The 16,979-nt window shown below is 35.0% G+C and carries 17 protein-coding genes; 11 read left to right on the top strand and 6 right to left on the bottom strand.

The window, feature by feature from the left end; all coding sequences use genetic code 11:
• Nucleotides 1-52 precede the first annotated feature (52 nt).
• The 3 genes from MKY08_RS06595 to MKY08_RS06585 all read left to right on the top strand — a co-directional run bounded on the left by MKY08_RS06595 (nucleotide 53) and on the right by MKY08_RS06585 (nucleotide 2,531).
• Nucleotides 53-658 carry a hypothetical protein gene (locus MKY08_RS06595; protein ID WP_069511962.1) on the top strand — a complete coding sequence of 202 codons (606 nt, stop codon included), beginning with the start codon at nucleotides 53-55 and terminating at the stop codon, nucleotides 656-658.
• Between the two features lie 288 nt (nucleotides 659-946).
• Nucleotides 947-2,374, top strand: a complete 1,428-nt coding sequence (locus MKY08_RS06590) for a recombinase family protein (protein WP_069511964.1) — start codon at nucleotides 947-949, stop codon at nucleotides 2,372-2,374.
• Entirely contained in the window at nucleotides 2,358-2,531 is a 174-nt protein-coding gene (locus MKY08_RS06585) for a hypothetical protein (protein WP_158497867.1), read from the top strand. The genes MKY08_RS06590 and MKY08_RS06585 overlap by 17 nt, the downstream gene beginning before the upstream one ends.
• A gap of 83 nt (nucleotides 2,532-2,614) precedes the next feature.
• Here the strand turns inward: MKY08_RS06585 and MKY08_RS06580 are convergent, their stop codons facing one another.
• Nucleotides 2,615-3,769 carry a hypothetical protein gene (locus tag MKY08_RS06580; protein WP_069511966.1) on the bottom strand — a complete coding sequence of 385 codons (1,155 nt, stop codon included), beginning with the start codon at nucleotides 3,767-3,769 and terminating at the stop codon, nucleotides 2,615-2,617.
• 346 nt (nucleotides 3,770-4,115) lie between these two features.
• Nucleotides 4,116-4,559, bottom strand: coding sequence for a hypothetical protein (locus MKY08_RS06575; RefSeq protein ID WP_081327947.1), 444 nt, complete (start codon nucleotides 4,557-4,559; stop codon nucleotides 4,116-4,118).
• Nucleotides 4,560-4,951: 392 nt separating this feature from the next.
• Here MKY08_RS06575 and MKY08_RS06570 point away from each other — a divergent pair, with 392 nt between their 5' ends.
• The 6 genes from MKY08_RS06570 to MKY08_RS06545 all read left to right on the top strand — a co-directional run bounded on the left by MKY08_RS06570 (nucleotide 4,952) and on the right by MKY08_RS06545 (nucleotide 9,911).
• Nucleotides 4,952-5,491 (top strand): helix-turn-helix domain-containing protein, encoded by a 540-nt coding sequence (locus tag MKY08_RS06570; protein ID WP_069511968.1) that lies wholly within the window; start codon nucleotides 4,952-4,954, stop codon nucleotides 5,489-5,491.
• Between the two features lie 43 nt (nucleotides 5,492-5,534).
• Entirely contained in the window at nucleotides 5,535-6,395 is an 861-nt protein-coding gene (locus tag MKY08_RS06565) for a YitT family protein (protein WP_069511970.1), read from the top strand.
• A 194-nt stretch (nucleotides 6,396-6,589) separates the two neighbouring features.
• On the top strand, nucleotides 6,590-6,901 hold the full coding sequence (locus MKY08_RS06560) for a hypothetical protein (RefSeq protein ID WP_069511972.1): 312 nt from the start codon (nucleotides 6,590-6,592) through the stop codon (nucleotides 6,899-6,901).
• Between the two features lie 419 nt (nucleotides 6,902-7,320).
• Entirely contained in the window at nucleotides 7,321-8,223 is a 903-nt protein-coding gene (locus MKY08_RS06555) for a hypothetical protein (protein ID WP_069511974.1), read from the top strand.
• 82 nt (nucleotides 8,224-8,305) lie between these two features.
• Entirely contained in the window at nucleotides 8,306-9,184 is an 879-nt protein-coding gene (locus tag MKY08_RS06550) for an ABC transporter ATP-binding protein (RefSeq protein ID WP_069511976.1), read from the top strand.
• Nucleotides 9,185-9,200: 16 nt separating this feature from the next.
• Nucleotides 9,201-9,911: an ABC transporter permease gene (locus tag MKY08_RS06545; protein ID WP_069511977.1), complete on the top strand. Its 711-nt coding sequence runs from the start codon at nucleotides 9,201-9,203 to the stop codon at nucleotides 9,909-9,911.
• A gap of 56 nt (nucleotides 9,912-9,967) precedes the next feature.
• Here the strand turns inward: MKY08_RS06545 and MKY08_RS06540 are convergent, their stop codons facing one another.
• The 3 genes from MKY08_RS06540 to MKY08_RS06530 form a co-directional block, all read right to left on the bottom strand.
• Nucleotides 9,968-10,993 carry an Rpn family recombination-promoting nuclease/putative transposase gene (locus MKY08_RS06540; protein WP_069511979.1) on the bottom strand — a complete coding sequence of 342 codons (1,026 nt, stop codon included), beginning with the start codon at nucleotides 10,991-10,993 and terminating at the stop codon, nucleotides 9,968-9,970.
• Nucleotides 10,994-11,150: 157 nt separating this feature from the next.
• Nucleotides 11,151-12,344, bottom strand: a complete 1,194-nt coding sequence (locus MKY08_RS06535; protein WP_069511981.1) for a YbfB/YjiJ family MFS transporter — start codon at nucleotides 12,342-12,344, stop codon at nucleotides 11,151-11,153.
• A gap of 251 nt (nucleotides 12,345-12,595) precedes the next feature.
• Complete coding sequence (locus MKY08_RS06530; RefSeq protein WP_069511983.1) at nucleotides 12,596-13,237, bottom strand: hypothetical protein; 642 nt, start codon at nucleotides 13,235-13,237, stop codon at nucleotides 12,596-12,598.
• A 366-nt stretch (nucleotides 13,238-13,603) separates the two neighbouring features.
• Here MKY08_RS06530 and guaD point away from each other — a divergent pair, with 366 nt between their 5' ends.
• Together guaD and MKY08_RS06520 are read left to right on the top strand one after the other, a co-directional pair.
• Complete coding sequence (gene guaD / locus MKY08_RS06525; RefSeq protein ID WP_069511985.1) at nucleotides 13,604-14,974, top strand: guanine deaminase; 1,371 nt, start codon at nucleotides 13,604-13,606, stop codon at nucleotides 14,972-14,974.
• Nucleotides 14,975-15,071: 97 nt separating this feature from the next.
• The gene (locus MKY08_RS06520; RefSeq protein WP_069511986.1) at nucleotides 15,072-16,418 is read left to right on the top strand and encodes a solute carrier family 23 protein; all 1,347 of its coding nucleotides are present in this window, start codon (nucleotides 15,072-15,074) and stop codon (nucleotides 16,416-16,418) included.
• A 199-nt stretch (nucleotides 16,419-16,617) separates the two neighbouring features.
• On the opposite strand, the gene MKY08_RS06515 is transcribed toward MKY08_RS06520, so the two are convergent.
• A complete protein-coding gene (locus MKY08_RS06515) occupies nucleotides 16,618-16,962 on the bottom strand; it encodes a helix-turn-helix domain-containing protein (RefSeq protein ID WP_069511989.1) in 345 nt (114 codons plus the stop codon).
• Nucleotides 16,963-16,979 lie beyond the last annotated feature (17 nt).

Raw genomic sequence — 16,979 nt, 5'->3', positions numbered from 1 at the left:
ATGATTGTAGAAAGGAAGGTGACTGAAAATTAAAACAACAGAAAAAGAGCAAATGTCTGTTGGTTTAACACAGTTTATCGATTTCACCGTTAGGCAGACCATGCTGGCAAAGATCAACAAAATTAATGACATTAAAAATCAAGGAGAGTATCATCCAGTAAAAGATCATTGGAAGCAGTTACGAGAACGTATAAAATTGTGCTATGAGCAAAATCAATCTCTCAATCAATTAGATTCATTACTAACTGAAGTCCATGAACGCAAAATCAATTCCTATACTGAAGCAATAAAGGCATTTAAAAAATTTACACGGAACAAGAAAATTGAATGGTTTGATCCACCTAAATCCATGTGGACATCAACTAATGGCTTAGTAGTCCGTTCATCTCCCGAACTCGGTTTAGTGATTGACGGCGTACCCCACTTAATCAAATTATTTTTTAAAGGGAATACGGAAAAAATTACTGAACGCAACATTCAACCAATCCTAACGTTAATGTTAGAAGCACAATCGAAAGACCCTTATCCACCAAACATTGTATTTGCTGTGTTAAACGTGAAAACAGCTAAATTACATGTAGCAACGCAAGCAAACCTTAAAATCCTTCAAGCACTTCAACTCGAAGCACAAACATTCGAAAATATCTGGAGAAACTAATTAATTTAAACCTTCAATCAGTCTTCTGTTATGTACATTGACTCAAATCCCACTTTCATTATGACAACCTTCCATTAAGATAAACCATTCTTGTTTCTGTATCATGGTACTTATTGTCCCACATCGTTTCAGAATATTTGTGACATTAACAGATAAAGTATAGTCTTAAACAAAGGATGCTCGTAATAAATTATGTTATATAAATGCTCTTTCGTTACAGGCATTTTAGTATCTGTGTAGTTATTCGTTCTTAGAAATAGTAACGCTAAGTGTAGGAGTGACATAGCGATGAAATGCGTTATCTACGTTCGCGTTAGCACCGACGAACAGGCGAAGCATGGGTTTTCGATTGCTGCACAAATTGAAAAGTTAGAGGCTTATTGTGTGTCACAAGGTTGGGAAATTGTTGAGGCGCCTTACGTCGATGATGGCTATTCTGCTAAAGATTTAAATCGCCCCCATTTTCAAGCAATGTTACAGCGCATTCAACAAGGGGGCATTGATGTTTTACTTGTCTATAAGTTGGATCGTCTAACTCGCTCTGTGCCTGATTTACATACGATTTTGGCTGAATTGGACCAATATGAATGTAAATTTAAATCGGCTACGGAAGTGTACGACACGACTAATGCGATGGGACGCTTGTTTATTACGTTGGTAGCGGCGATTGCGCAATGGGAGCGGGAAAATACCGCTGAACGGGTGCGTTTAGGCATGGAAAAGAAAGTGAAGTTGGGCTACTGGAAAGGTGGCACCCCTCCCTATGGCTATCAAGTAGAAAATGGTGCATTAATAATGGATGAAGATGAGGCACAAATTGTTAGGAATATATTTACATTAGCAAAAACATTGGGATTTTACACGATTGCCAAGCAATTAACGAGTAAAGGCGTCCCTACTCGAAAGGGCGGGCAATGGCATGTCGATAGTGTGCGAGATATTGCCAATAATCCAACATACGCAGGTTATTTAATGTTTAGCTTAAATCCGAAAGATATAAAAAAACCACCTCGTGAACGGGTGTTATTTGAAGGTAATCATAAGCGTATTATTGATCGCGATGAATTTTGGGCACTTCAAGATTTGTTAGATAAGCGTAGAACATTAGGTGGCAAGCGTGAAACGAGTAATTACTATTTTTCTTCACTTTTAAAATGTGCACGCTGTGGGCATTCGATGGCTGGTCATAAAGCGGGCAAGAAAAAAACATATCGATGTTCTGGTAAGAAAGCTGGTAAAGCTTGTACTAGTCATATGATTTTAGAAAGTAATTTAGTGCAAGCAATTTTTGCACAATGGGATGACTTGGTCGGTGGCCATTTTACAAGTAATGAGGGGGATGCTACCTTTCCAGCGGCACAATTGACTGCATTACAACAGGAATTAGCTGTTGTGCAAAAGCTTTTACACAAGAAAAAAACGATGTTTGAACATGATATTATTGGTATTGATGAGTTAATTCGAGACAGCGAAAAATTGCGTAACAAAGAAAAAGAAATTCAAGCAAGTTTAAAAAAGATACAGCTGCTGGACGATCGCCATCATGAGGAAATCCGGGCGATTATTCGCAATATTGATACCCTATGGATCAATGCCGATGATACCGAACGCAAACAATTAATGACCACCATCTTCGAACAAATAGTCGTTGATACAAAGGATGATTATAGGAGCAGTAAACAAGCTAGAGAAATAACCATTGTTACAGCTAAATAATATGTCTTTTATTGGTGGCGGTACACTTATTCCATGGGCGCTCATTCCAGCAGCTGCGATTTGCAATGTAAGTCCATTTGAGCTTGCAAGGCGCAATTTATTGCCTGTAGCGATCGGTCTTATTGTAACGACCATTGTGGCAATGTTTTTACTATAAATCTTATAGAAAATTTAAAGGCCATCTGCTATTATCGATTGTCGATTACTAGCAGATGGCTGAATTATTTTTTATGGTTACGATTATTCTGATTGTGGAAGATAATCTTGATTGTTTATTGTTAGTTTAGAAGCGAAGAATAGAATTTCTTTATTTAAAGCAAAATAAGGTTCTAGAATGTTGTAAAACGCTTCCCATTTTTCGTCAGCCTTTTCATTATCAAGTTTCAAGGCTTCTTCATACAGCTTTTTTAATTGCTCTTTATCTTCTTTACTAACTTCGAAGTCATAATCAGACATGTATTCTTCAAATGTTAACGGCTCGATGAATTGACTAAGAAGATCATGGAATTGATTCCATACCGTTTCAGACAACTCCATATTCTCATCATTTTCAGCTTTTTGAGCATCTTCATATAACATTTTTAACTTCGCCATCGTTTCAGCAGGAATGTCTAATTCCATTCCTTCCATGTATTCTTCAAACGTTTGTGGTGGGTATAATTCATCAAGATATGGTTGAAGGATTGTATACAACTCTTCATATTTTACATTAGCTTTTTCTTCATCACCACTTTTTTCAAGCTTTACCCACTCTTCATAAATCGCTTGAAGCTGTTTTTTATCATTGTCTTTAATAGCTATATTTCCCTCACTAAACCCAAAGCCTTCTAAATATTGTTCAAAAGTCTCTGGCTGCCAATTAGCTAATATATAAGGTTTTGTAATTTTATACATTTCCTCATAAACTTTTTCGATTTCTTCATATTTCTTTTCAAGCTCTTCTTCGGTTACTTCTTTATCAACATCATCTGACGCTTCTTTTTCTAACTTCTTTATTTCGTTAAATAACTTTTCTAATTTCCCTAAATCTTCCTTAGTTACCTCTTTAGGAAGGTCTTTTTTATACACTTCAAATGTATAAAAGTCTGAATAATCATCTACTACTTTACCTTCTATAGAAATTTCTTGTCCTACTACTAAGTTCATTTTTTCAATTTGTTCATTAGAAAATTTACTAAAACTAATAAAGTAATTTTTACCATCTATTCCTTTCAAGTTCATGCCATCACCGAAGACTTCTTTAATAGTTCCAGATATTTTTTGTTCTATTTGAACATTAATATTACTATCCTTTGTTTCTAATGTTGTAGCTCCCGCTTGAAGTGGTGTCAGGACAGCCATCCCTAGTGTAAATGCTGAAGCAATCATCCAAGTTTTTTTAAATGGTTTTTTCATACTTTATTTCTCCTTAATTTAACAGATTGTTGTTACTAATATTTATACGCTTTTTCTACAGAAAATGTTTCATAAATTATCAAAAAAAGTTTATTAAATTAGATACTTCAAAATTAACTATAATTCAATATCTTTTATTACTATATACTTTTATGGTTATTATTACTATTTTTATATAATAAAAGTTTACCAATGTATTATTCGATGCTAACTATGAGCAAAATTCCCACTAGATAAGAATCTACTTTGATCTTTAAATGGTACTCTAATACATGGTGTGAGTATCCATATGCTCATTAGTTTGTAAACGATTAGTGTTGTTATGACCAACCTAAAATAAAATTTTTTATCTCACTTCAAAATCCTGTTTCATTATAATTTGAATTGTTAAAAGTGCACTAACAAAAGCAGTTATTAACAGTAACATTCCATCAGCATGAATGAAATTAAATCCATAAACGATGCTCCCACAAATCACACAACTTACTGTATTTATAGCGAATAAAACGCCCCACACCACTTCTTTGAAGCGTTTATAAGCTCTATTGCCTGCTAAAAACTTGATGTATAAGAAACAAATCAAGCCTATACCCAACACTCGCAACAATGAGTTTACGAAGGACGCTGTTAAGTTAGTGGGTTCCTCCCAAGCCATATCTACAGCAATAACATTTGTGAAATTCACCAGATTGAAAGCACCAATGCAGAGAAAAACATAAAAGAACAAAATCCATTCGGCTACATACACCATTGGCACAACCAATTTTTTTAATACAGACGTACTAACCAACTATTATCCCTCCTCCCCTCCTCAAATATGTTAATTTTAATATTAGACGGAAAAAGTATACAAAAGTTCTAGTAGCACTACACCACTAAGTTAAAAAGATTTCGATAGCTTAACTTCCTTTATAATTGTCAAAGAAATAGTATACCCTTGATTGAATTGAAGGAGTTCTGATTTGTCGCGTCTCCTATTTTGCATTAATTTTTTATGCAAGTGTGTTATATCAAATATGAGTGACATGTACCATAGCATACATAATGATTTAAAAATTCCGGTAGCATTTTACTGTACATTTGGGTAAAAATATAATATATTTTTTGATAATGTTCTCAAATTGATAACATTTGTTTTTTCTTGTCTACATATCATTTTTTCTTCAATTAGGAGGCTCGTTGATGCGTAATAAAGCAGAGGTTTTAATGCATCCTGTGAGAATGAAAATTTTACAAGCGCTAATGCATAATACAGACGAAGGCTTAAGTACGTTAGAGATGATTTCTGTTATTAAAGATGTACCGCAAGCTACCTTATATCGCCACATTCAAATATTAGTGGATGAAAGCATAATTAAAATTGTGAAGGAGCGAAAAGTACGTTCTGTAACGGAAAAATTTTATGCATTAAATGAAGATGCTGCAAAAATAAGTAAGGAGGATTGGTCAATACTCACGAAAAAGCAAAAACTCAACTATATTTCATACTATCAATTAGCTCTACTGTCCCAGTATCAAAATTATTTAAACTTATGTGAAGAAGATGAACATATCGTAGATTCTGCAACTTTTTCATTACTTGACTTATCCTTAACGAAAGAACAGTTTAACCACTTTCAAAATGATTTGAACGACTTATTAACGAAATACTATAATATGTCCGATTCCAGCAATGCAACGGAAACAAAAACAATCGCAGTAAATATTATTCCAAAATCGTAAGTAACAAAACAGGATTTAATTTGTAAGGAAATGGAGAAGATTTATGAAAAAAAGCAAGTCACTTGAAAATATACGAAAATTTATCATGATTATTATAGGGGCGATTATCGCTGCATACGGACTTGAAGCTGTATTAATACCAAACAATGTAATTGATGGTGGCGTTACAGGTCTTAGTATTATGGGTGCCCATTTATTTGAAGTTCCATTAGGCGTGCTACTCTTTGTATTAAATATTCCGTTTATCTACATCGGCTACAAACAAGTAGGAAAAACATTTGCATTAATGAGTTGTGCTGGGATTGCTGCGTTATCGATTTCCACAGTACTTTTACATGATGTTAAAACCATTTTAGGACCAAATGATCCTTTATTAATCGTTTTATCTGGTGGTATGTTACTTGGAATTGGGATAGGAATTGTTTTACGTAATGGTGGTGCTTTAGATGGCTCTGAAGTATTAGCCGTGCTACTATCACGTAAAATACCGTTTTCAGTCGGAGATATTATATTATTTATTAATGCCTTTATTTTCTTAGGGGCAAGCTTTATTTTCGGATTAGAGAGTGCTTTATATTCCGCTTTAACGTACTATATTGCGAAAAACGTGATTGATATTATTCAAGTTGGTTTAGAAAAATCCAAAGACGTCCGTGTTGTCAGTGCAAAATCTGAGGAAATTGGGGACGCCATTCAAGCTCGTTTAGGACGTGGTGTTACTTATACACAAGGGCGCGGCGGATTTTCAAACGAACCAACTGAAATATTAAACTGTGTCATTAACCGTATGGAAGAAAATAAATTGGTATCCATTATTAAAGATATTGATAGCAGTGCGTTTGTCGTCATTTCTGATGTTTCAGAAGTGCGCGGTGGCAATTTCAAAAAACGTGATATTCACTAATCAAAAAAGTAAGCAAGTGCATCATTTGCTTACTTTTTTGTTGTTTTCCGTGGAATTGGTCAGACCCTTGATGCCACTACAAAAAAGACTAGCATTTGGCACACTCGATGCTTGATCTAAAGGCTCTTTCAAGACAATTTCAACTAAAAAAGCTATAATTATTATAATTCTTAGACATTTTGAAGGAGAACTTAATGGACTTATTTATAGCAAGTGATCGCCAATTGCCAATTCGTTATTATGTAAATGAAGCTATTTGGATTCGCCGCGGTTGTTTTTCACCACCTCAATTAACTTTGCCTTTTTTTGTGGAAGTAGAAATCAAAAATAACGATAATTTGCCGATTATAACGCAGTATATTCGAGAATTTCAATGTCAGTATAAGTATACTGAGATGCAAATTCTAATAAAGGACACCATAATATTTACTGAAATGCAAGAAATGCTCACTGAACAGCTAATAAGCAATCATCTGATTTCTATCCACCCACTGTTATTAAAGTAGGCATATTTGTACTGCATTCAATAAACATAGGTTTCAAAGTGAATTTTGTAAGCTCATGGTCATTAAAGAAAAGGTCAACTTTTTTGAAATATCCATTTTGAAAAAGGCCTTGTAACCAGTAAAGAGCTATTTGTTTTTAATTAACAAGATTTCTTTATAGCTGACTGCAATTGACTCTTCTATATTCGCCCTAGCATTCGTGCTTAGTTAAAACCTCGGTTTACCACCATTCTTGATTTGGGAAGCACGCCATTAATGTAAGAGGTTTTCTCACTTCTCCATTTAACAAACTACTATCTCGCTAGAAAGCCTTAAAACATCAAATAATCCTACTTTAAATAGGCATACATTTGCACTTAAAAGAATAGAAACCTAGTAGAGAGTTTAGTTCAAGAAAAATAAAGTGAGGTGTAGAAGCAATGCTAGAAATAAGTAATGCAAAAGAGTTGGTACTCGGAATTGTGCAACATGATCCATTGTTTGTCGTACTACAACATACACCATTAGTAGAAACACTTTATGGTGATGCCTATTTAACACATATCCATGAAAAAGAATATTATAGCATTTCAGAAGTTGCAGGTTGGTTTGAAATAACAGATGCTATGCTGCGTTATTATATCAAACCTTTTGATCAGTATATTTTTGATAGCGCCTCTAATCATCAAACTACTAATATTCGCTTAGACCTCCCTGCTATTTTACGACTTCGCATGATTCTACTTTTGAAGGACGAATACCGTGTTAAAGGTCTAAAACTACTGCTAGGTATTGATGACAGTCATCAGCAGATTAAACATCAAATTACTGCCACTACTCTTGATTTTACGGATAATTTAGCCCATAAAGTCGATGTATTAGGTAGTGTCCTTCAGCAAATGATACAAACTGGTTTATTTCATATGGAACCAGATGAAAAACAAGGGACATTGCACATTACCATTAATCAAGATTTTTTAGCGCAAAATCTACAAGAGCTCTCTTCCGAATCAAGCCGCCAAATAGAGGAAATTCAAAATGAAACAGCCGAATTGAAGCATTTAAATGAGAATCTTCAAAAGCAAATGGTGGAGTTACAAGAAGGTAGTGTCAAAGATATCGTCAAAAAAATCCGTGAGCGTCATATTGAAAACGAAATCGTTTCAACTCTACGCACAGAGGCACTACAGCAATACTCTTTGGAAAATAAATCAGGGTTTTTCGCCAAAATTTTTAAATCCTCGCAAATTGAAATGGAAAAAGAGCAGTTTGTTGTTGGCTATATTTCACAACATTTAGAAGAACGCTTGGAAACAGCACTAAATAAATATTACAGTACCTGATTCTTTTACGTGCCTGTCACTCAAACAATTCTGAAAATTTAGGGTGACTGGCACAAATCACTAATAAAAAAGGTGTGTACGAATGAATACATTAATGGAAGTACAAAAGATTTCTAAACAATATAAAACAAAGAAAATTTTAGATAACATTTCATTTTCCATCTATGGAGAGGAGATTTTAGCACTTGTAGGGAAGAATGGTTCTGGTAAAAGTACGCTACTAAAAATTATTGGCGGTATCGTCGATTCAGATAGTGGCGCAGTTACCAAACATGTACAATCTTTAAAAATTGGGTACGTCCCCGAAATTACTCCTCAACATGTACTCTTTACGCCTGAAGAGTATCTTTTTCATATGGGTAAAATAAGTGGTATACCTCGGAAGCCTTTACAGCAAAAAATAGATCAATTGCTTGAGATATTCAATATGCAGGAGGCTCGTTCGACACGAATGACTCATTTCTCAAAAGGAATGAAGCAAAAGATTATGATTATGCAGGCAATGCTTGAAGAAACACATCTTCTAATTTTGGATGAACCTCTATCTGGACTTGATTCTCGTGCCCAAAATGAATTAGAAAAAATCCTTTTGTCTTTAAAAGAGAAAGGATATAGTATTATATTAACCTGTCACGAAACCAAATTATTGGAAAACCTGGTGGATCGGATTTTATTAATTGAAGGCAGCCAAGTGAAACAACTGGAATCATTTTCAGAAGCTTCTAACCAAAACAATCAAATAGTGTTTGAGTTTCCCAGCCACAAATCACTTGATTCAATACTTTCCTTTATCCAAATCAAACAAATGCGCACATTAAATAATGGCAATCAAGAGCTTACAATAACTGTAAAAAGCAAGGATACGGACAAAGCCCTTTTGACTTTACTTCAACACGAAGCTTCCATTAAACAGCTCATGCCTCTAAATTCAAAGAAAGAACAATTTTATACCCATTTCTAGGAGGTTTATTAAATACATGATGAGTTTATTACACTATCAATTCAGTAATTATATAAGGACTTACAAATACCTTCCGCCTTTTTTCATTTTCATCTTATGTACGGTAGTCAATTATGCATTTGTACCAAATCCAATATTGGACAGTTACTCATTTACTTCGACTCTTCTCTTTTTACTTATGGGATGGTTTACAGTAACAATATTTCATGCGGAGGACGAAGGACAAAAAGTCATTACTATACTACATGCTAAAGGGCAAAATGTGTATTTTGTTACGCTTTATTTGATTTGTATCGTAATTGGCTTTTGTCTAAGCTGTGTGTCAGTGTTGTACCCTATAACAATTGGTGCATTTGGTGAAAGACCAAGTTTATCGCATATCATATTGGGCTTCCTAGCTCATTTTAGTCTTTCTATGCTAGCTATTGCACTCTCTGCCATTTTCACAAGGGAACTAGTCAAAAATAGACAAAATTCTTGGTGGGGTGTACTTAGTATCTTAATTATTTCTTTAGCTATTGCCTCGTTAAAAAGCGTTATTTTACTAGTAAAGGGTCTTATATGGCTCTTACCCCCTGTACATCTTTCTTTAGAAATGATGAGTTCAGATGATAGCATCAACGTAATACCAGCCGTTTTTTATTGGCAATTTATTTGGATTTTTATTTATAGCATACTGGTAATATGGTTATACTTTTTTATGTTGAATCGAAAAAGGAAAATGTAAGAAGTGCCTGGCACCCATACAATTGTGAAAATTTCGAGTGCCCGGCACCTAAAGATTTAATCAAGTAATTCTTTTAACTGGTTAATTTCAGAAATTGTTAGCTCTGTTAGTTCTGCGATTGTTTCAATATTGGTTTCTCTCTTCAATAACTTTAACGCAATGTCCTTCTGCACCTTTTTTTCTCCGTGTTTAATGCCTTGTTCTATACCTTGTTCTATTCCCTGTGCTATCCCCTGCTCTATTCCTTGTTCTATTCCTTGTTCTATTCCTTTCAATAGCCCTTCTTGCTCAGCTATATATTTTGTATCTTCTAGCTTCGCCGCCTCATCAAGGATATATTTCAAACGAGATTGATATGCATAATAATCTTCAGGGGATTGACTTAAATCTTGCCAAACATTCATAGCATTGAATAACTCCTCATCCTTCATCGCAAGCTCCTCCAATTCTAAATAAATTTCTTCATAGACTTTCGCTTTACGTCCATCAACCATTCCCAGTAGCATTAACCATCTATCCAGGACATTTTTAAAAGAATCCAATTGTTTTGCATACCATTGCTGTATAAATCGATTAATATCGATAAAATGTATTTCAAGTACATCATCCATTTTCAAATTATCTTGATTATCATAAAGTTGAAAAATAGAATGATAATTTTTTGTGTGTTCAAATAACGTAAAATTACAAATATTTATAGTAATTGTCGGTCGTAATTTATGATACCCCATCCCTTTACGAAGTTGCGAAGTATAAATTCTTGACCAATAGTACAGTGTTCGTTTCATCATATCGTATTGATTGGTTAATTGAATTTCAACATTAATAAATAAATCATCTTGTGTTTTCACTAAAATATCCAAGCGAGATTGCTTATCATCTACATGTTCACTACCAAATTCTTGACTTATAAAAGTAACTTCTTTAATAGCGTTTCTCCCTGTACGATTTAATAAAGCATTCAGAAATACTATAGTAATAGCCTTATTCTTATCCGTACCAAATAATTGTTTAAAAGCATAATCTACTTTTAAATCTATAAATTTTTCAAGTGGGATTTTACGAAAAGTCTTTACACTCATGCGCATCACTCCAATTGATTTACCACAATTATAACATTTTTTTGATTTAGAAAAAAACGAAAAAGGTGCCTGACACTTGAACGATTCTGAATATTCAAAGTGACAGGTACCAGGCACTCAAACAATTCAGAATATTTCGGGTGTCAGGCACCCTTAACTAATGGTTGGATTGCATGTTTAAATTGGCTATCTTCTCTTGTTGTTTTAACACAATCCATTTACCGCATAACATCACAATCAGTCCTAGCAATACAATGCTGCCTGCAAAAATGAGTGCTGCCTTGTAGCTACTAAAAATGACAACAAGTTGTCCAGCTATAATTGGTCCGATGATTTGTCCAAATGCATAGAACGTTGTCAACAATGACACAACTGGACCGCTCTGTGTTGGAAATAGCTGTCTAGCATAGGCGGTTGTTAACGTAACAATACCGACGAATGTTAAACCAAATAAAAATGAAGACAATAGCACACTCCATACTGTTTGTGAAAATACCGGCAACAAAATCCCTAGCACTTGTAGTATGTAAGCCACAAATAAAATTTTTATTGCAGAAAACTTCTCTAATAGCACTGTCCAAACTGGAGCAGATGGAATAGCCGCTACACCAACAATGACCCAACTATAAGAAGAATATGCTTGGAGCGATGGAATGTTGTGAATAATATCCACTAAAAATGTGCCTGTTATAATATAACCAAGCCCCTCAAACCCGTATGCCGCAATTAGCCAAGGCATAAAACCGCGCGACATTTTTGCATCTGCCGTTTTCGTTACTTTCACGCTATCATGAACTTGTAAATTTCTCCATAATAGAAACGTAATCACTAAAAATAGTGCAGATAAAATACCTAAGCCAATCCAAGTACCTTGCCAAGCAAAACGTGCTTCAATAAAAGGTACGAATAAACCTGAAATGGCAATACCAAGCCCTATACCACTAAATAAATAGCCTGACCACTTTGTGAGCGTTTGTTTGGCTAAATAATCCATAATGATACTAGAAGTTAAAACAAAGATAAGTCCCCCTGTAATCCCTGCAATTAATCGCAGAACAAGCCAAACACTATAAAGCTCAATTAGCCCCATAAGCACAACAGAAATGACATTTAATACTACACTCAACAGTAAAACATGTTTCCGCTGTCGGTAAATAAATCCCGCCCATAATGCCCCAATAAAATAACCAATATAATTACTAGATGCTAAAAAGCCTGCAACCTCAAATGAAAAGCCAACATCTTCCCGCATAAACGGCAAAATTGGCGTAAATGCAAAACGGCTAATCCCCATCGCTACAACTAGTAATAGTACTCCCCCAAATAAAATACCAATGTGTTGACGATTCATCGCATCCTCTCCCCCTTTGTTAATAAAAGGATACTGAATGCTCATTAATAAAGCAATTAAATTTATAAATTTTACCAATATTCAAAATAATAATTTCACAAACTACAATAACACTGATTGCATTTCACACAAAAAAGACTCAAGCATTTACACTTGAGTCGTGATTATTTTATTTAGCTTTTAAACTAATAATAATGAATAAAATGATCAAAAAAACAACCAAACATACTCCCATAATTATGCTTACTTTCCTACCAAGCATATCCATTCACATTCCCTCTATAGTCAGAATTTAATTGAATGTTAAAAGTTCTTGGACGCACCCCAATAACATTATCTCCTATTTTTGCACCTACAAAAGCTGTAAATGCAGCACTCGCATAAAATTTACCATCACTAACATACGCATCTAACGAAGTTCTTTCAAAACCACTTAAAGGAACAAAATTCTGAACAATGTAAGCATTTTTATACTGTACAGAGGTTACTCTTTGATTACTATATTCAAATCTACCTTCTAATCTAATTTTCACAAAAGTTATCCCGAATAATCTAAAATCTGCATCAAATGATACAGGTCTAGTTTGTACGGTTGCTCTAGTATATCTATGTTTTTCATTGCTTTGCATACTGCTTTCAATAAGTTCTACGTCAAAATCACCACCATTTTGTAGAACATCTAAAATTACTTCCTGCTTTTCTTTCGATAATTCACTATATTGCTGAATGAATTCATCATACGTATCACCAAATGACTTCAGATAGGAAACATATTTTTCTGGCGCTTCAAATGGATTATCTTGTCCATTCTCGCTTGCTGCCAAAGCAAAATTAGGGATTACTAATCCTATAACTACTACAAATAAAATGAATACACTACTTATTTTTTTCATAGTATGCTCCTTTCTCTGTTTAGTAAGTATAGTGATTCTAGCAGTGAAAGTTAGAATAATCTAATCACCATTTTTATACCTTGCTGAATTCAAATAAACCAACTGCCACCTCCCTTTTTGTGATAGATTTTTAATTGATAGTAATTCTCAATTATATTTTATTTAAAAATTTTTAAGTTGCCAACCCCTATTTTGATTTTTTATTCCTAAAACTATATATTCCCATGTCATTAAATTGCTGTAAAACTCTATTTACTACCCTTATATCACACAATGCAATTTATTCGTTTTTTCGTAGACTTCACAGTTTTTTTATCCTATAATATTCCCTGCTGATAACAAAATACGAACATTGAGGTGTAAACTGTGTTTAAATATACGCAAATTTTCAAAGGAACTGCTTTTTCAAGTAAGTCTTCCAAAGAAGTACAAATTTTACAAGACTACCTGTTTTGTATTAACGCAGACGGAATAATCGAAAAAACGATTGCGCCAGAACATCCTGACTATCAAACAGTACTACAAACATATAAAGGGAAAGGAAATTTCTACCAATTAACTGATGGCCAGTATTTCTTCCCTGGCTTTGTCGATTTGCATGTCCATGCACCACAATGGGCTCAAGCCGGTACTGCTCTAGATATCCCCCTATATGACTGGCTCAACACCTATACCTTCCCTATCGAATCGAAGTTCTCGGACTTAGCATTTGCGAAAGAGGTCTATGAAGATTTAGTAAGTACCCTTCTTGCCAATGGCACAACAACATCGTTGTACTTTGCAACAGTTCATAAGGAAGCAAGTCTATTATTAGCTGAAATCTGTGCTACAAAAGGACAACGTGGTCTTGTTGGGAAAGTTGTCATGGATGACCCTGAACAAAACCCTGCATTTTATCGAGATGCAAATACGGCAACAGCATTAGCGGATACAGAAGAGTTTATTTTAGCTGTTAAAGAATTAGCGAAATCTACCAAGCAAGGCGTATATCCTGTTGTAACACCTCGCTTTATTCCAAGTTGTACAGATAGTGCTTTAAAAGGTTTAGGTGAATTGGCAGCTAAGTATGATACACATATTCAATCTCATTGTAGTGAAAGTGACTGGGAGCATAGTTACGTGCAAGACCGCTTCAACAAAAATGATGCCTACGCTTTACATGATTTTGGTCTATTAGGTGATAAGTCTGTTATGGCACATTGTAATTTCTTAAACGATGAAGATGCCACACTATTTGCTGAAACTGGTACTGCTATCGGCCATTGTCCAATTTCAAATGCTTATTTTGCTAACAGCGTTATTCCCATTGCCCGCTTCCATGCAAAAGGTGTAGATATTGGTTTAGGCTCAGACATTTCAGGTGGCTTCTCACCTAGTCTTTTTGATAATGCAAGACAGGCGGTAATGTCATCTAGAATGTTGGAAGATGGTGTGAATACAGCACTTCCTGCAGACAAACGTGGCGTGCCAAATTCGCGCATTACTATCAACGAAGCATTCTATTTAGCAACAGCTGGCGGTGGTGAAAGTTTAAGTCTTCCAATTGGTCGCTTACAAGAAAACTATACGTGGGATGTTCAAGTAATCGATACAAAAGTAGCATCTGCTAAACTACCAATCTTTGATAACAAAGAAGAACTGATCGATATCTTCCAAAAAATCATGTATCTTGTACGTCCTGAAAATATTCGAGAAGTATGGGTGCAAGGCATTAAAGTGCACGAACGAACACAATAATCTAACGCGAACAGTGGTCTCCCCTTCTCTGTAGCAACAGGTGAAGGTCACTAAGTCGTTTTATTTATAAACTTAACATTTTGAGGTGGGCATCTAAGTGGAAACGCAAAAAAACAATTTAGCAAACAGTAATACCGCACATTTAACCGTTTTACCCGATGACAAAGTACCATTCGGTCAATCCGCTCTTCTAGGTTTACAGCATGTAATGGCCATGGACGTCTATGTAGTTCCTTTCCTAATTGCAATGTTAATAGGCATGCAATCAGGACAAGCAAGCGCTTTAATACAATCAACGTTTATCGCAGCAGGGATTGCGACGATTGTCCAAAGCCATTTCTGCATGAAGCTTCCAATCGCACAAGGACCCTCGTATGTACCATTAGGAGCGATAGTTGGTATCTATGCCGCAAGTGGCAGTGGCGAACTTGGTTGGAGCGCTGTACTGGGTGCAAGCCTAATCGGGGCCATTTTTGTCATCATTTTAGGCTATACAGGTATTTTCAACAAAATTGTTAAAACATTTATTCCCCCAATTGTAGGCGGTACAATTATTTTCGTCGTTGGCTTATCGCTTATGCCCGTTGGTTTAAGTAGTAATATTTTTGAAGGCGCTGGTGCTACGATTAGCCAAAACATATACTTGGCGCTGATTTCAGCTACCGTATTAATTGTCTGCGTAATGCTAGGCTCTGTATTCCGTCAAAAAGGTCGAGTATTTCGTATTGCCTCCGTTATTATCGCGTTGCTTATTGGTTGTGTCGCTGCAAATATTATGGGTATTTTAGATTTATCGGCTGTTGGAAAAGCAAATTGGTTTAGCTTACCGCAATTGCCTTTTGTAGATTACGGCTTTACATTTAACTTTTCAGCTATTTTAACAATGGTGATTATCTATATTGTCTTAATGGCTGAAACGACGGGTACATGGTTTGCTGTAAGTAATGTAATTGATAAACCATTGACAGATAGACAAATTAATCGTGGGGTAATTGGTGAGGGTATTGGCTGTTTCATCGCCTCATTACTAGGTTCTACACCGGTAACTGGCTATTCAACAAATGCAGGGGTTATTTCCATCACAGGTATTGCAAGCCGTCGTATCTTTATCGTTGCAGGTTTTTGGTTTATTTTGTTCGGGTTTTCCGGTAAATTGGCTGCCTTAATCTCTGCCATTCCTTCAGCAGTGATCGGTGGCGTTTTTGTCATCGTCTGTGGCATTATCGCCATTAGCGGGTTGCAAGTAATGAAAAATGAACATATTGGCGAAAAAGAAATGTACGTCATCGCTGTTCCAGTTATTTTAACATTAGCGTTAACACTATTACCAAAAGATTTTTTATATGCTTTACCTACAACGGTTCAATATTTATTCGGCTCTCCAATAGCAACAGCTGCGCTCGTTGCCATTATGTTAAATAAAGTATTACCAAATGTTAAATAGGTAAGGTTTGGAGACTGTAGATACACTCAAAGGGAGTTTATCTACAGTCTTTTTGTCTTAAGTAAATCTATAATATAAAGGCAAAAAAGTACAAACTTTATAGGAAAGATAAAGATATTGGCAAAACAACAAAAGTCATTACAAATAGTTACAAATAAAAAAGCCTTAACACCTCAAGCACTTGAGGTATTTTGGCTTTTTATGTTGTCTCTTTTGTCATTTTCTCAAATTCACATAAATCAATCCATTTTTGAATAGACGCTATGACTTCCTGAAATGCTAAGCCATTTGGCGTTAATGCATATTCTACCTTTTTTATCGATGAATCAATGTATTTTTTTTCAATTAGTCCTGCATTCACAAGCTCATTTAAGCGTTCTGTTAGTAAACGATCAGAAATGCCGGGTATTGTGGCATGAATTTCATGATACCTTTTTGGACCAAGCAACAAAGTATAAATAATCATTCCCATCCAACGTTTCCCTATAAACTCTATTGCCTGATGATAGCTACTACATATATGTGAACAGTTTGATTGTGTCATCTCATAACCTCCTGTCT

The organism is Lysinibacillus sp. FSL M8-0337, assembly GCF_038593855.1.
In the GTDB taxonomy this organism is placed as follows: Bacteria; Bacillota; Bacilli; order Bacillales_A; family Planococcaceae; genus Lysinibacillus; species Lysinibacillus sphaericus_D.
The sequence above is the reverse complement of the archived record's forward strand: the minus strand, read 5'-3'. Positions and strand labels throughout refer to the sequence as shown.

Bases quoted from the DNA above. Each gene is read 5' to 3' on its own strand.
- MKY08_RS06595 (WP_069511962.1), top strand. From the start codon at position 53: ATGTCTGTTGGTTTAACACAGTTTATCGATTTCACCGTTAGGCAGACC.
- MKY08_RS06590 (WP_069511964.1), top strand. From the start codon at position 947: ATGAAATGCGTTATCTACGTTCGCGTTAGCACCGACGAACAGGCGAAG.
- MKY08_RS06580 (WP_069511966.1), bottom strand. From the start codon at position 3,769: ATGAAAAAACCATTTAAAAAAACTTGGATGATTGCTTCAGCATTTACA.
- MKY08_RS06570 (WP_069511968.1), top strand. From the start codon at position 4,952: ATGCGTAATAAAGCAGAGGTTTTAATGCATCCTGTGAGAATGAAAATT.
- MKY08_RS06565 (WP_069511970.1), top strand. From the start codon at position 5,535: ATGAAAAAAAGCAAGTCACTTGAAAATATACGAAAATTTATCATGATT.
- MKY08_RS06560 (WP_069511972.1), top strand. From the start codon at position 6,590: ATGGACTTATTTATAGCAAGTGATCGCCAATTGCCAATTCGTTATTAT.
- MKY08_RS06555 (WP_069511974.1), top strand. From the start codon at position 7,321: ATGCTAGAAATAAGTAATGCAAAAGAGTTGGTACTCGGAATTGTGCAA.
- MKY08_RS06550 (WP_069511976.1), top strand. From the start codon at position 8,306: ATGAATACATTAATGGAAGTACAAAAGATTTCTAAACAATATAAAACA.
- MKY08_RS06545 (WP_069511977.1), top strand. From the start codon at position 9,201: ATGATGAGTTTATTACACTATCAATTCAGTAATTATATAAGGACTTAC.
- MKY08_RS06540 (WP_069511979.1), bottom strand. From the start codon at position 10,993: ATGAGTGTAAAGACTTTTCGTAAAATCCCACTTGAAAAATTTATAGAT.
- MKY08_RS06535 (WP_069511981.1), bottom strand. From the start codon at position 12,344: ATGAATCGTCAACACATTGGTATTTTATTTGGGGGAGTACTATTACTA.
- MKY08_RS06530 (WP_069511983.1), bottom strand. From the start codon at position 13,237: ATGAAAAAAATAAGTAGTGTATTCATTTTATTTGTAGTAGTTATAGGA.
- MKY08_RS06515 (WP_069511989.1), bottom strand. From the start codon at position 16,962: ATGACACAATCAAACTGTTCACATATATGTAGTAGCTATCATCAGGCA.